At 70.8% G+C, this 12,378-nt stretch carries 12 protein-coding genes; 3 read left to right on the top strand and 9 right to left on the bottom strand.

Going from position 1 to position 12,378, the window contains the following annotated elements:
* Positions 1–7: 7 nt before the first annotated feature.
* The 6 genes from ACXJ1Y_RS16305 to cpaB form a co-directional block, all read right to left on the bottom strand.
* Positions 8–1,009 (bottom strand): type II secretion system F family protein, encoded by a 1,002-nt coding sequence (locus ACXJ1Y_RS16305; RefSeq protein WP_463847228.1) that lies wholly within the window; start codon positions 1,007–1,009, stop codon positions 8–10.
* A gap of 4 nt (positions 1,010–1,013) precedes the next feature.
* Positions 1,014–2,450 carry a TadA family conjugal transfer-associated ATPase gene (locus ACXJ1Y_RS16300; RefSeq protein WP_463847227.1) on the bottom strand — a complete coding sequence of 479 codons (1,437 nt, stop codon included), beginning with the start codon at positions 2,448–2,450 and terminating at the stop codon, positions 1,014–1,016.
* A gap of 18 nt (positions 2,451–2,468) precedes the next feature.
* The gene (locus ACXJ1Y_RS16295; RefSeq protein ID WP_463847226.1) at positions 2,469–3,722 is read right to left on the bottom strand and encodes a CpaE/TadZ family protein; all 1,254 of its coding nucleotides are present in this window, start codon (positions 3,720–3,722) and stop codon (positions 2,469–2,471) included.
* Positions 3,723–3,789: 67 nt separating this feature from the next.
* Positions 3,790–4,545 carry a CpaD family pilus assembly protein gene (locus tag ACXJ1Y_RS16290; RefSeq protein WP_463847225.1) on the bottom strand — a complete coding sequence of 252 codons (756 nt, stop codon included), beginning with the start codon at positions 4,543–4,545 and terminating at the stop codon, positions 3,790–3,792.
* A 37-nt stretch (positions 4,546–4,582) separates the two neighbouring features.
* Complete coding sequence (locus ACXJ1Y_RS16285; protein ID WP_463847224.1) at positions 4,583–6,118, bottom strand: type II and III secretion system protein family protein; 1,536 nt, start codon at positions 6,116–6,118, stop codon at positions 4,583–4,585.
* Positions 6,119–6,153: 35 nt separating this feature from the next.
* On the bottom strand, positions 6,154–6,966 hold the full coding sequence (cpaB, locus tag ACXJ1Y_RS16280) for a Flp pilus assembly protein CpaB (RefSeq protein ID WP_243951904.1): 813 nt from the start codon (positions 6,964–6,966) through the stop codon (positions 6,154–6,156).
* Positions 6,967–7,221: 255 nt separating this feature from the next.
* On the opposite strand from cpaB, the gene ACXJ1Y_RS16275 reads away from it, so the two are divergent.
* On the top strand, positions 7,222–8,463 hold the full coding sequence (locus tag ACXJ1Y_RS16275; protein WP_463847223.1) for an ABC transporter substrate-binding protein: 1,242 nt from the start codon (positions 7,222–7,224) through the stop codon (positions 8,461–8,463).
* 62 nt (positions 8,464–8,525) lie between these two features.
* Here ACXJ1Y_RS16275 and ACXJ1Y_RS16270 read toward each other — a convergent pair whose 3' ends face one another.
* From ACXJ1Y_RS16270 to ACXJ1Y_RS16260, 3 genes are read right to left on the bottom strand one after another with little or no spacing between them, the layout of a single operon-like run.
* A complete protein-coding gene (locus ACXJ1Y_RS16270; protein ID WP_463847222.1) occupies positions 8,526–8,819 on the bottom strand; it encodes a type II toxin-antitoxin system RelE/ParE family toxin in 294 nt (97 codons plus the stop codon).
* Positions 8,807–9,091 carry a CopG family ribbon-helix-helix protein gene (locus tag ACXJ1Y_RS16265; protein ID WP_463847221.1) on the bottom strand — a complete coding sequence of 95 codons (285 nt, stop codon included), beginning with the start codon at positions 9,089–9,091 and terminating at the stop codon, positions 8,807–8,809. The genes ACXJ1Y_RS16270 and ACXJ1Y_RS16265 overlap by 13 nt, the downstream gene beginning before the upstream one ends.
* A 59-nt stretch (positions 9,092–9,150) precedes the next feature.
* Entirely contained in the window at positions 9,151–10,311 is a 1,161-nt protein-coding gene (locus ACXJ1Y_RS16260) for an iron-containing alcohol dehydrogenase (RefSeq protein ID WP_463847220.1), read from the bottom strand.
* Between the two features lie 240 nt (positions 10,312–10,551).
* On the opposite strand from ACXJ1Y_RS16260, the gene ACXJ1Y_RS16255 reads away from it, so the two are divergent.
* The gene (locus ACXJ1Y_RS16255; RefSeq protein ID WP_463847219.1) at positions 10,552–11,676 is read left to right on the top strand and encodes a patatin-like phospholipase family protein; all 1,125 of its coding nucleotides are present in this window, start codon (positions 10,552–10,554) and stop codon (positions 11,674–11,676) included.
* 39 nt (positions 11,677–11,715) lie between these two features.
* A complete protein-coding gene (locus ACXJ1Y_RS16250) occupies positions 11,716–12,312 on the top strand; it encodes a sigma-70 family RNA polymerase sigma factor (RefSeq protein ID WP_463847218.1) in 597 nt (198 codons plus the stop codon).
* Positions 12,313–12,378: the final 66 nt, after the last annotated feature.

Genomic DNA, 12,378 nt, shown 5'->3' with positions numbered 1-12,378 from the left:
GTCCCCGTCAGATCTCGAAGGCGATCATCTTCTTGATGACCAAGATGCCGAGGCTCATCCAGATCGCCGAGCCCACCAGGGCGATCTTGCCCGCGTCGGTGGTCCAGAGCAGCGAGATGTAGTCGGGGCTGGTGAGGGTGGTGATGCCCGCCACGCCGAAGGGCAGGGCGGCGATGATCGAGGCGGAGGCCTTCGCCTCCATGCTCATCGCCTGGATCTTGCCGCGCATCTTGGCGCGGTCGCGCAGCACCCGCGAGAGGTTGTTCAGCGCCTCGGAGAGGTTGCCGCCCGATTGCTGCTGGATGTTGATGACGATCGAGAAGAAGTTCACCTCGGCGGTGGGCACGCGCTCGTGCAGCCGGGCCACGGCCTCGCCGAGGGAGAGGCCGAGCGCCTGCGTCTCCACGATGGTGCGGAACTCGCCGCGCAGGGGCTCCTCCGCCTCGCGGGAGACCATGCGGAAGCAATCGCCCACGGGGATGCCGGTCTTGATGCCGCGCACGACCACGTCGACGGCGTTGGGCAGTTCCTTGTTGAACTTCGCCACCCGGCGCAGGCGCAGCCAGCGCAGCAGGAAGGGCGGCAGGCCGCAGGCGCCGAAGAAGGCGCCGCCGAGGGCCGCGAACACGCTGTCGGTGAGGAGGAACAGGAAGAACGCCGAGACGAAGCCGGCGATGCCGGCGAAGGTCCAGTAGGTCTTCTTGGTCCAGTCGAGGCCGGCGCGGGCGATCTTCAGTTCCAGCGTGACCTTGGCCGCGCCCTTGGCCTTGGCCTCGATCTCGCTCAGCGTCTTGGCGACCTGATCGCGCCGGTTGACGCCGCCGCCCCGTCCGGTCGCGGCGACGTTGGTCACGGCGATGGACTTCAGGCGCTTGGTCGCGCGGCGCTCGCCCGGCATCAGGGCGACGATGCCGGCATAGGTGATCAGCGCGACGGCGACGCCCATGAGACCCGTGGCGATGGGCAGGCCGGGCAGGAGCGCGCCGAGATCGGGCCAGAGGTCGGGCATGGCCTCAGGCCCCCTCGACGACTTCGGCGGCGTCGAGGGCCGCGCCCAGGCGGCCTTCCAGCCCGTAATAGCGGGCGCGTTCCCAGAAGCGCGGGCGGCCCACGCCGGTCGCCCGGTGGCGGCCGATGATCTTGCTGTTCGCGTCCTCGCCGAGGATGTCGTAGAGGAAGATGTCCTGCGTGGTGATGACCTCGCCCTCCATCCCCAGCACCTCGGTGATGTGGGTGATGCGGCGCGAGCCGTCGCGCAGGCGGGTCGCCTGGATGATCACGTCGATCGACCCGCAGATCATCTCGCGCAGCGTCCGCGAGGGCAGGGTGAACCCGCCCATAGAGATCATCGATTCGATACGCGACAGGCACTCGCGCGGGCTGTTGGCGTGCAGCGTGCCCATCGAGCCGTCGTGGCCGGTGTTCATGGCCTGCAGGAGGTCGAACGCCTCCGGGCCGCGCACCTCGCCGACGATGATCCGCTCGGGGCGCATGCGCAGGCAGTTCTTCACGAGGTCGCGCATCGTCACCTGCCCCTGGCCCTCCATGTTGGGGGGGCGGGTTTCCAGGCGCACCACATGCGGCTGCTGGAGCTGAAGCTCCGCCGCGTCCTCGCAGGTGATGACGCGCTCGTCGTGCTCGATGAAGGCGGTCAGGCAGTTCAGGAGCGTCGTCTTGCCGGAGCCGGTGCCGCCGGAGATGACGACGTTGCAGCGCGACTGGCCGATGATCTTCAGCACCTCCGCGCCCTCGGGGGAGATGGCGCCGAAGCGGACGAGCTGGTCGAGGGTCAGCTTGTCCTTCTTGAACTTACGGATCGTCAGGGCCGGGCCGTCGATGGCCAGCGGCGGGGCGATGACGTTGACGCGGGAGCCGTCCGGCAGGCGCGCGTCGCAGATCGGCGAGGCGTCGTCCACGCGGCGGCCGACCTGGCTCACGATGCGCTGGCAGATGTTCATCAGCTGCTGGTTGTCGCGGAACCGCACGCTGGTGAGCTGGATCTTGCCGGAGACCTCGATGAAGGTCCGCCCGGCGCCGTTGACCATGATGTCGGCGATGTCGTCGCGGGCGAGCAGCGGTTCGAGCGGGCCGTAGCCCAGCACGTCGTTGCAGATGTCGTCGAGCAGTTCCTCCTGCTCGGAGATCGACAGGACGATGTTCTTGAGCCCGATGATCTCCGTGACGATGTCGCGGATTTCCTCGCGCGCCGTCTCGGCGTCGAGATGGGCGAGCTGCGTCAGGTCGATCGCCTCGATGAGGGCGCCGAAGATCAGGCTCTTGGTGCGGTAATATTCGTCCGAGCGCGCGGCCTCGACCACCACCGGCGCCTGGCGCGCGGGTGGGGGCGCCTCGCGCGCGGGGGCCTGAGCGGGGGCGGGCTGCTGCATCGCCCGCGCCTGGACGACGGGGGGAGGCGCGGAGGCCGAACCGGATTGCCGTCTACCGAACATGATCGTTGCGGACTCGCATCACGAAGCCTTGCGGCGGGCGGCGAGCTTGGCGAGCAGCGGCTCGAGCAGGCTGGCGCCCCCGCCCTTGCGCCGCGTCTCGACCCGGCCGATGGCGGTGGCGGCGAGGTCGTTGAACAGCTCGGCCACCTTGGAGCCGGGCTGCACCTCGGCGATCATCTGGCCGTTGTTGGCGGCGGTGCCGAACAGGGCCGGATCGAAGGGAATGGTCGCCGCCAGGGGCACGTCGAGGGCCTTGGCGAACTCGGCCGCCGCGATCTCCGGCCGCTTGGCCATGCCGCTGCCGTTGAGCAGGATGCGCGGGGGCGCGTCGTTGGGGCGGCCGTTCTTCAGGGCGCCCATCAGGTTCTTGGCGTTGCGCAGGCTCGCGAGGTCGGGGCCGGCGACGACGAGGATCTCGTCCGAGGCCGCGAGCACGCGCTTCGTCCAGGCGTTCCACTGGTGCGGCACGTCGAGGACGAGGCAGGGCACGTTGGCCCGCAGGTGCTCGATCAGCGTGTCGAAGGCGGGCTCCGACAGGTCGATGGTCCGGTCGAGGCTCGCGGGCGCCGAGAGCAGGCTGAGGTTGTCGCTGCACTTCGAGAGCAGGCGCTCCACCAGGGCGGCGTCCAGGCGCTCGGGGGCGAACACCGCCTCCGCGATGCCCTGCGGCGGGTCCTGGTTGAAGTTCAGCGAGGCGGTGCCGAAGGCGATGTCGAGGTCGGCGATCACCGTCGGCACGCCCTGGCTGCGGGCGATGGACCACGCGAGGTTGTGCGCCACGGTCGAGGCGCCGATGCCGCCGCGCACGCCGAAGACCGAGATGGTGCGCCCGATCGGCTTCACCCCGGCGGCGGTGAACATCTCGGAGATGGCGGCGATCAGCCCCAGGGGCTCGACCGGGGCCATCAGGTAGTCGGAGACGCCGCGCTGGAGGAGCTGGCGGTAGAGCGTCACGTCGTTCAGGTGGCCGATCACCACGACGCGGGTGCCCTCGTCGCAGACCTCGGCCAGGGCGTCGAGGCATTCCAGCGGCTTCGAGCGGGCGCCCTGCACCTCGATGACGATGACGTTCGGCGTCGGGGCGTGTCGGAACGCCTCGATGGCGGCCGCGCCGCCGCCCATGCGGACCTTGACCCTGGCCCGCTGCAGACGCCTGTCCTCGGCGGCGGCCTCGATCATGGCCGCCGTCTCGGACAATTCGCAGAAGGCCTGAATCGTGATCCGGGGCACCGGGGAGATCACGCGCTCGCCCGAATCGCTCTGCTCCGACATCAACGGACTCTCGGGGTTGAAACTCACTATTCGGCGCCGGGGGCCACCCAGGCCCCGGCGTGACACATCAGTTGCCGACCTGAGCCTTCACGGATGTCTGGCCATCCTGACGCCACTGGGTTGACGGATCCTTGCCTTCGCGCAGCTGACCGACGTCGCGGATGCGCTTGACCGAGTCGATCCGGCCTTCCGGGCGCCCGCGCACGAGGTCGACCGGGTCGGCGACCTGGGCGGCCACCATCGATTGGGTCGAGCAGCCGAAGTTCCAGAAAGGCTTGTTGCTGTTGTCCCGCGCGAAGTCGCTGGCGCCGAGATCCTCGGGCCAGGTTCCGCAGGCATCGGCCACCTTGGCCTGCATCCGCTGGAAGCTGAGGCGGATCGGCGACGCGAGCCCGGGGGCGGCCACCGCGTAGGGGTTGGCGACGATGTCGCGCCGGGCGACGCCGTCCTGGCCCGCCCGCTGCAGGATGTGGCCCGCCGTCCGCTCGGTGGCCGCCGCCTGGGCCGGGGGCAGGCCGCGCGGCACCTCCATCAGCATCCCGCCGCGCCCGAAGCGGCGGTATTCGAGCATGAAGGCGTCCACGTCGTCCCCCTGGCGGGGGTCGAGATGGCCGGGGCCGGTGGGGAACACGTCGAGGCTGCGGGTGCCGTCCGCCAGCACGATCGGGTGACGGGCGCGGTAGTCGGAGGGGCTGATCGCCCCCGTCACGGGCGGTTCGGCCTTGCAGGCGCCGGCCAGGGCCGCCAGCGCGCAGGCACAGGCGAGCTGCAGCCGCAGCCTGGTGACAATCGGCGAGGGGGCGGGCGTCGTGCGTCCGGTCATCTCGGTCCTCGGCGGTCGGGCCGCGCTCGGTGGGGGGCTACTCGACGATGAAGCCGACGCGGCCGCGATAGGTGGTCGCCAGCGGCGGGGCGCCGGCCTTGCCGTAGAGGCGGTTGAACTGGCCGAGCAGCACGGCCTGGGTGTCGGGCGTGTCGACGAGGTTGTCGTCCGGCCGGGCGACCTGGCGCGGCTCCACCGGCTTGGCGATGTACGGCGTCACCATGATCATCAGCTCCGTCTCCTGGCGCTGGTAGTCGCGGGAGCGGAACAGGGCGCCGAGGATCGGCAGGTTGATCAGGCCCGGCAGGCCGGTGAGCGCCTGCTTGTTGACCTGCTGGATGAGGCCCGCGGTCATCATCACGCCGCCGGAGGGCAGTTCCACCGTCGTCTCGGAGCGGCGGACCCGCGTGCCCGGCACGGCGACCGACGCGGTGCCGAACGTGTAGTTGAAGCTCTGCTGCGGATCGATCTCGGTCACGTCGGTGGCGACGCGGATCGAGATGCGGTTGTCGGCGAGCACGACCGGCGTGAACGAGAGCGCCACGCCGTATTGCTTGAACTCGATGCCCGGCGTGCAGGAGCCGGTGGTGCAGGAGGCCGAGGAGGGAACCGGGAACTCGCCGCCGGCCAGGAACTTCGCCGCCTCGCCGGAGATCGCGGTCAGCGTCGGCTCGGCGAGGATGCGCGAGACGCCGGCTTGTTCCAGGGCCTTGACGGTCGCCGTGAGCGAGAAGCCCGCCCCCTGCGCCGAGGCCTGGAACTGGCCGCTGCCCGTGCTGCCGCCGGTGATCGGGAAGGCGGTCGGGTTGCTGAGGGCGGGCGAGGTCGCCAGCGACCCGAGCGGGTTGATGGCCGACCAGTTGCCGTTCAGGTTCACGCCGAACTGCTTGATGGCGTTGCGCGAGACCTCCATCACGGTGACGCGCAGCATCACCTGATCCTTGTTGCGGATCGTGAGGTTGTTGATCACCGCGCCGCGCGCGCCGGAGGCGACGCCGCCCGTGGAGCCGCCGCCCGTCGCCCCGCCGGCGCCGATGCCGACGAAGGCGTTGGAGATGTCGATGGCCTGCTGCGCCTCGGCCGAGGAGTTCACCGAGCCGGAGAGCAGCACCGAGGCGCCGGAGGAGCGCACGTCGAACCGCCCGCCGGGGATGCTCTGCTGCAGCAGGTCGCGCAGGGTGCTGAGGTTGAGGTCGCGGGCGACGGTGACGTCGAGGGCGGCGATCTGCCGCCCCTCCGCATCCATGATGAAGATGGTGGTGGCGCCGTCGGCCATGCCGATCACGAACACCTTGCGGGTCGAGCGCACCACGGCGTTCGCCACGGCCGGGTTGGCGACGAACACTTCCTTGGCGTCGCGCGGCAGGTCGACGATGACCGAGCGGCCGGCGGTCAACTCGACCCGGCGGCTGGTGTTGGCTTCCGCCACGCCCACGGTGACGACCGGCGCCGGCCCGAGGGCGCCGCGCTCCTGCGAGCCGCGCAACTGGGCCGTGGCCGGACCCGGCAGGGCGGTGAGGGCGGCGAGCGCCAGCGCGCCGAGGCGGCGCGGGGCGGCGGGGCGGGTGATCATGGCGCGAGCCTTCCTGTCGCGAACCGTCATGGCGCTCACGGCGTGTGCTGGCGGGTGATGCCGAAGCGCACCACGGTCAGCCCCTGTTCGGGACCGGCCGCCTCGGCGACCGGCGTTTCGGCTTCGGCCGTGTGGCCGGCATCGGCGAGGCTGCGCAGGGCCAGGGAGAGCGACCCGATCTTCTGGGCCAGCGTCACCGTCTCGGCCTGGGGCGGCGTGAGGGCCAGCGTCGCGGTCTCGCCCGTGACGACGTTGGTGCCGTTCTTTTCCTGGATGAGCTGGCCCACGGCCAGCACCCGGATGTCGCGCAGGATCGTCTGGGAGACCTGCACGTCCGACCCCGCGTTCTTCGAGGCGGCGTCGTCGCGGAAGGTGCGGATCACGTCGACCCGGTCGTTCGGCAGGATGAAGCCGCCGGCCGAGTTGGTGCCCCGGCTGTCGGTGACGATGGCCACCGCCCGCATGCCGGCCGGCAGGATCGCGGCCATGAAGCCGCTCTCGGGCCGCACGAGCTTCTGCGCGCGGATCGGCTCTCCGGCGAGGAAGGGGGAGCGCACCGTGGCGCCCACCGTCGTCTCCAGGGCGTCGGGCTTGTCCTTACGCGTCACGAAGCCGGGGGAGACGGCCGATTCGGGCCAGGGCTGCCAGCGCAGGTCGGCGGCCTGGAGCACCTGCCCCATCGCCTCGTCGGCGGCGGCGACCAGCACGTCGGTCGTGGGCGGCGGGGGCGCCTGCACGACCTTCTCCGGCGGGGGCGGCGGGGGCGGCGGGCTGCCCCCCATGAGGTAGGCCGCCCCGCTGCCCGCGAGGAGGGCGATGCCGAGGACGGCGAGGCGGGCGGGTTTCATCGGGCTTCCGGTCGGGCCTGGGGTCAGCGGAGCGCCGGATCGGCGGACATGACCGGAAGTTGCGCTCGATTGGTGTAAACATGGTTAAGTGTTGCTGACCGATGCGCAGGCGGGCCTGTCTCGCCGTGCGAAAGGAGGCGGGAACCGTCACGTCCCCGTGCCCGCCGCCGTGGCGCGGCTCCGGCGCTTGTCCTAGGCTTGCGCCCGACCCGGCCCGTCAGAGGCCGGGGATACCAGCACGACGGGATGAAACGCATGGTCAAGGGTATCGGCGGCGCGGCGCTCGCGGCCGCCCTCGCGGGTTCGGTGCTCGGTTCGGGCCCCGCCGCGGCACAGGCCCCGGCGCAGGGGGCCTATTCGGGCAACGCGGTGAAGATCGGCATCCTCAACGATCAGTCCGGCCTCTACGCCGAGTTCGGCGGCGCCGGCTCCGTCGAGGCGGCGAAGATGGCCGTCGAGGACATGGGCGGCAAGGTCGGCGGTGTGCCGATCGAGATCGTCTCGGCCGACCACCAGAACAAGCCCGACATCGCCTCGGGCATCGCACGCCAATGGTACGACCGCGACGGCGTCGACGCGATCATGGAACTCACGACCTCCTCGGTGGCGCTCGCGGTGCAGGGCCTGTCGAAGGAGAAGAAGAAGATCACCATCACGACGGGCGCGGCCTCCAGCGACCTCACCGGCAAGGCCTGCACGCCCTACGGCTATCACTGGGCCTACGACACCCATGCGCTGGCCGTCGGCACGGGCGGGGCCCTGACGCGGGCGGGGGGCAAGACGTGGTTCTTCCTCACCGCCGACTACGCCTTCGGCACGGCGCTGGAGAACGACACCTCGGCGGTCGTGAAGGCCAATGGCGGCTCGGTGGTGGGCTCGGTGCGCCATCCCCTGTCCGGCCAGGACTTCTCCTCGTTCCTGCTCCAGGCCCAGGGGTCGAAGGCGCAGGTGATCGGGCTCGCCAATGCCGGCCTCGACACTTCGAACTCGATCAAGCAGGCGGCGGAATACGGCATCACCGATGGCGGCCAGAAGCTCGCGGCGCTGCTCTTCACCCTGTCGGAGGTCCACGGGCTCGGCATCAAGGCGGCCCAGGGCCTGACCCTCACCGAGGGCTGGTACTGGGACCTCAACGACGAGACCCGCGCCTTCGGCCAGCGATTCATGAAGCGCACCGGCCGGATGCCGAACATGATCCAGACCGGCACCTATTCGGCGGTTCTGTCCTACCTCAAGGCGGTGAAGGCGGCGGGGACGGACGAGACCGACGCGGTCAACGCCAAGCTGAAGGCGCTGCCGGTGGACGACGTGTTCACCCATAACGGCCACGTCCAGCAGACGGGCCTGATGGTGCACGACATGTACCTGTTCGAGATCAAGAAGCCCGCCGATTCGAAGGGCGAGTGGGATCTCTACAAGCTGGTCTCCACCATCCCCGGCAAGGAAGCCTACGCCACCGAGGCCGAAAGCGGCTGCCCGCTGGTGGCGGGGAAGTAGGGGGTCTCGAACCCCCGGCGTCATTGCGAGCCAAGCGAAGCAATGATGCCGGGGGCGTCCCGCTACCCGTACCCGGCTTCCCGCTGGTGCCTGACCGCGAGCACCACGATCCGCTCGCCGTCCGCCCGATAGAGGGCGACGTAGCCGCTCGATCCGAAGGGGATCAGCCATTCGCGGAATTCGGGCGCGAGATGGGCTACGGGGCGCCCCGCCGCCGGGTGGGCCTGGATAGTCCGCATCCCGTCACGGATGGCGCGCACCGCCTGCGTCGCGGCGGCGGGATTCTTGTCGGCCAGGAAGCGGTAGCAGCGCTGGACGCCCTTGAGCGCCTCAGGCGACCAGATCAGTCGTGACATTCCGGCGGCTCGACGTCCTGTCCGCCCTCGAGCCGCGCCATCCAGGCATCGGCTTCGCGGTCGGTCAGGTGCAACCCCGTCGCCTCATAGTTCGCCCAGGCGGCAACGCCCTCCTGCCGGAAGGCCTCGCGCTTCTCCTCGCGGGCGACGTATTCGGTGATGGCCTCGCGCATCAGGTAATGCGCGGAACGGTTCTGAGCCTTGGCGAGCTCACGCACCCGCGCATGGACCTCGACGTCCAGCTTCACGACGACGGGGCGCGTGGCGGGCATCGACTCGCTCCTCGGTATCTAAAGGTAATACCGAAAATAGCGCGCCGCCTCGGCCCCCGCTACCCCGCCCACACCTCCCGGTACAGGGCGGCGATCTCCTCCGCGTTCGGCATGCGCGGGTTGTTGCCCGGCGAGCCGGAGGCCAGGGCCTGCTCGGCCATGGTGGGGATCAGCGCGTCCCATTTCGCGGCGTCGAGGCCGTATTCCTGCGGGCTCGGCACGTCGAGGTCGTCGTTGAGCGCGCGCAGCTCGTTGACCAGCGCCGAGGCCGCCGCCTCGTCGCCGGGGCCGGACTTCACACCCATCGCCCGCGCGCAGGCGGCGTAGCGGTCGATCGCGCCGGGGGCCGAGAAGGCCGTCACCGCCGGCAGCAGCATCGCGTTCGACAGGCCGTGCGCCACGTGGAAATGCGCGCCGATCGGCCGGCTCATCCCGTGGACCAGCGCCACGGAGCTGTTCGAGAAGGCGATGCCGGCCTGGGTCGCGCCGAGCATCATCGCCTCGCGGGCGGCGCGGTCGCCGGGGTCGGTCCAGACCCGGCGCAGGTTCGGGGCGATCAGCCCCATCGCCTGCAGGGCGAGCCCGTCCGAGAAGAGGTTCGACCGCCGCGAGACGTAGGCCTCGATGGCGTGGGTCAGCGCGTCGATGCCCGTGTCGGCCGTCAGGCGCTTGGGCTTCGTCAGCGTCAGCTCGTAATCGACCAGCGCCGCCACCGGCAGGTAGGCGAGGCCGATGCAGAGCATCTTCTCGTCGTTGGCCTCGTCGGTGACGATGGTGAAGCGCGTCGCCTCCGATCCGGTGCCGGCGGTGGTCGGGATCGCCACGATGGGCAGGCCCGCCTCCTCCTGCAGGTGGGGCGCCTTGTAGCGCCGCATCGGGCCGCCGTGCCGGGCCAGCACCGCCACCGCCTTGGCCGTGTCCATGGGCGAGCCGCCGCCGAAGCCGACGACGCAATCGTAGTCGCCCTGCTGGAGCGCGGCCAGCGCCGCATCGACCGAGGCCACCGTCGGGTCGGGCACCGTCTCGGAGAAGATCCGCGCCTTCACCCCGCCGGCCGCGAGCCGCTCCGTCAGGGTCTCCACCGCGCCGCTGCCGGCCAGGAACGGGTCGGTGACGACGAAGGGACGGGACAGGCCGAGCTGGCCGAGCACCTCCGGCAGGAGCCGGGAGGCCCCGGCGCCGACGCGCATGAGACGCGGCAGGGCGATCGAGGCGACCATTGTTTCCTCCATGCGGCCCGCCGGCGCGGGGCCTTTCCCCTGTTTCCATAAGCCTCGGGAGGGCCGGGCGAAACCGGCGATCCTGACAAGCGCGGGCGCTTCACCCGTGCCCTGGCGCACCTGCCGGCGTGAACCGCGCCCGCCGCCGCGCGTTCGGTGCCGGATTGCTGCATTGCAAAAACGCCCGTTGCGGCCGGCGCGCGTCCCCCCGATCTTCCCAGGCCAGGAAAGGAGGCCAACATGAGCGAGCACCCCCACGGCGCCGAGCCGACCAACCCCGTCACCGCCGTCCCCGAACATTCGCCGGACATGGTGGCCCCCGAGACCGCGCGCTTCGCGGGCCACGTCCTCGCTGGCCCGAAGGCCGAGAAGACGGTCGCCCTCGCCCTGCAGGGGGGCGGCGCGCACGGCTCCTTCACCTGGGGCGTCCTCGACGCCCTGATCGAGGACGGGCGGCTCGGCTTCGAGGCTCTGACCGGCGCGAGCGCGGGGGCGATGAACGCCGTTGTGATGGTCGATGGCTGGGTCAAGGGCGGCCCGGACGGCGCCCGCGAGGCGCTGGAGCAGTTCTGGCGGGAGGTGAGCCTCGACGGCGACCTCGGCCCGACCCAGCGCAACATGGTCTCGGGCCTGCTCAACCTGTGGAAGGGCAACCCCGTCGCCGAGTTCTGGCTCAAGGCGCTGACGCCGAGCCCCTACGTGTCGAACCCGCTCAACATCAACCCGCTGCGCAAGGCCCTGGCGAAGCAGGTGGATTTCGAGCGCCTGCGCGATGCGCCGACGGCGGGGGTGTACGTGTCGGCCACCAATGTCTGGACCGGCAAGCTCGCCGTGTTCGAGCGCGATACCCTCACCGTCGATCACCTGATGGCCTCGGCCTGCCTGCCCACGGTGTTCCAGGCGGTGGAGATCGAGGGCGTGCCCTATTGGGATGGCGGCTATCTCGGCAACCCGCCCCTCTACCCCCTCTACCGGGGGGCGCGGACCCGCGACATCCTGCTGGTGCAGATCAACCCCGTCGAGCGGCGGGAGACCCCGCGCACCGAGGCCGAGATCCGCGACCGGCTGAACGAGATCACCTTCAACGCCAACCTGATGCGCGAATTGCGGGCCATCGACTTCGTGGACGGGTTGATCGAGGAGGGGACGCTGGCGCGCAACGGCTACGAGCGCGTGCTGATCCACCGGATCGACGGCACCGACGCCCTGGAGGATTACAACGCCGCCTCGAAGCTCGACGCCCGCTGGAAGGTGTTCCTGCGCCTGCGCGACAAGGGGCGAGCGGCGGCCCGGGCCTGGCTCGGCCAGCATTTCGATCAGGTCGGCCAGACCTGCACCATCAACCTGCGCGAGGCCTATCAGTAGCGCCGGGATTAATCCCGGACCCTGCGGCGTTCACCTGTCATGCCCGATAAGAACGCCCTACCGGACATCGTCGACCTCCTGGTGCCGCTTCGGCGCTATGCCCGTGCGTTGACACGGGATTCCCTGAAGGCCGACGACCTCGTGCACGACACCCTGGTGCGCGCCCTGGAGGCGAAGGGGACGCTGCGCCCCAACACCAACCTGCGCACCTGGATGATGACGGTGCTGCACAACGTCTTCATCGACGAGCAGCGCCGCCGCCAGGTCGAGGTGCGTCACGCCGACGCCCTCGTGCGGATGCACGACGAGACGAGCCCGCCTGCCCAGGAGGGTCAGGTGCGGCTCGCGCAGATCCGCGAAGCCTTCGCCACCCTGCCGGAAGAGCAGCGCGCCGCGCTCCACCTCGTGACCATCGAGGGCATGGCCTATGCCGACGCGGCGGCCGTGCTCGGCATCCCCATCGGCACGCTGATGTCCCGCCTCGGGCGCGGGCGCGCCGCCCTGCGCGCCTTCGAGGAGGGCACGCGCCTCGGCCGCGAGGCGGACGATCCACCGGGCCCGGCCCGGCCGGCCCGTCCGCCGCTGCGGCTCGTCACCGGCAACGGCGCCCCACGGCGGGCCGTGGGTGATTCGTGATTCGGGGCGCTGCGCCCGCCCCCTTTCCGGGAGCCCGTCACGCCGGACGGGAGACCGGCAGACTTT

The organism is Methylobacterium sp. TK26, from assembly GCF_055361565.1.
This window is presented reverse-complemented; position numbering and strand designations above follow the sequence as displayed.

Excerpts from the sequence above, each read along its gene's own strand:
- ACXJ1Y_RS16255 (WP_463847219.1), top strand. The coding sequence starts at position 10,552 with ATGAGCGAGCACCCCCACGGCGCCGAGCCGACCAACCCCGTCACCGCC.
- ACXJ1Y_RS16285 (WP_463847224.1), bottom strand. The coding sequence starts at position 6,118 with ATGATCACCCGCCCCGCCGCCCCGCGCCGCCTCGGCGCGCTGGCGCTC.
- ACXJ1Y_RS16295 (WP_463847226.1), bottom strand. The coding sequence starts at position 3,722 with ATGTCGGAGCAGAGCGATTCGGGCGAGCGCGTGATCTCCCCGGTGCCC.
- ACXJ1Y_RS16260 (WP_463847220.1), bottom strand. The coding sequence starts at position 10,311 with ATGGTCGCCTCGATCGCCCTGCCGCGTCTCATGCGCGTCGGCGCCGGG.
- ACXJ1Y_RS16290 (WP_463847225.1), bottom strand. The coding sequence starts at position 4,545 with ATGACCGGACGCACGACGCCCGCCCCCTCGCCGATTGTCACCAGGCTG.
- cpaB (WP_243951904.1), bottom strand. The coding sequence starts at position 6,966 with ATGAAACCCGCCCGCCTCGCCGTCCTCGGCATCGCCCTCCTCGCGGGC.
- ACXJ1Y_RS16265 (WP_463847221.1), bottom strand. The coding sequence starts at position 9,091 with ATGCCCGCCACGCGCCCCGTCGTCGTGAAGCTGGACGTCGAGGTCCAT.
- ACXJ1Y_RS16305 (WP_463847228.1), bottom strand. The coding sequence starts at position 1,009 with ATGCCCGACCTCTGGCCCGATCTCGGCGCGCTCCTGCCCGGCCTGCCC.
- ACXJ1Y_RS16250 (WP_463847218.1), top strand. The coding sequence starts at position 11,716 with ATGCCCGATAAGAACGCCCTACCGGACATCGTCGACCTCCTGGTGCCG.
- ACXJ1Y_RS16275 (WP_463847223.1), top strand. The coding sequence starts at position 7,222 with ATGGTCAAGGGTATCGGCGGCGCGGCGCTCGCGGCCGCCCTCGCGGGT.
- ACXJ1Y_RS16300 (WP_463847227.1), bottom strand. The coding sequence starts at position 2,450 with ATGTTCGGTAGACGGCAATCCGGTTCGGCCTCCGCGCCTCCCCCCGTC.
- ACXJ1Y_RS16270 (WP_463847222.1), bottom strand. The coding sequence starts at position 8,819 with ATGTCACGACTGATCTGGTCGCCTGAGGCGCTCAAGGGCGTCCAGCGC.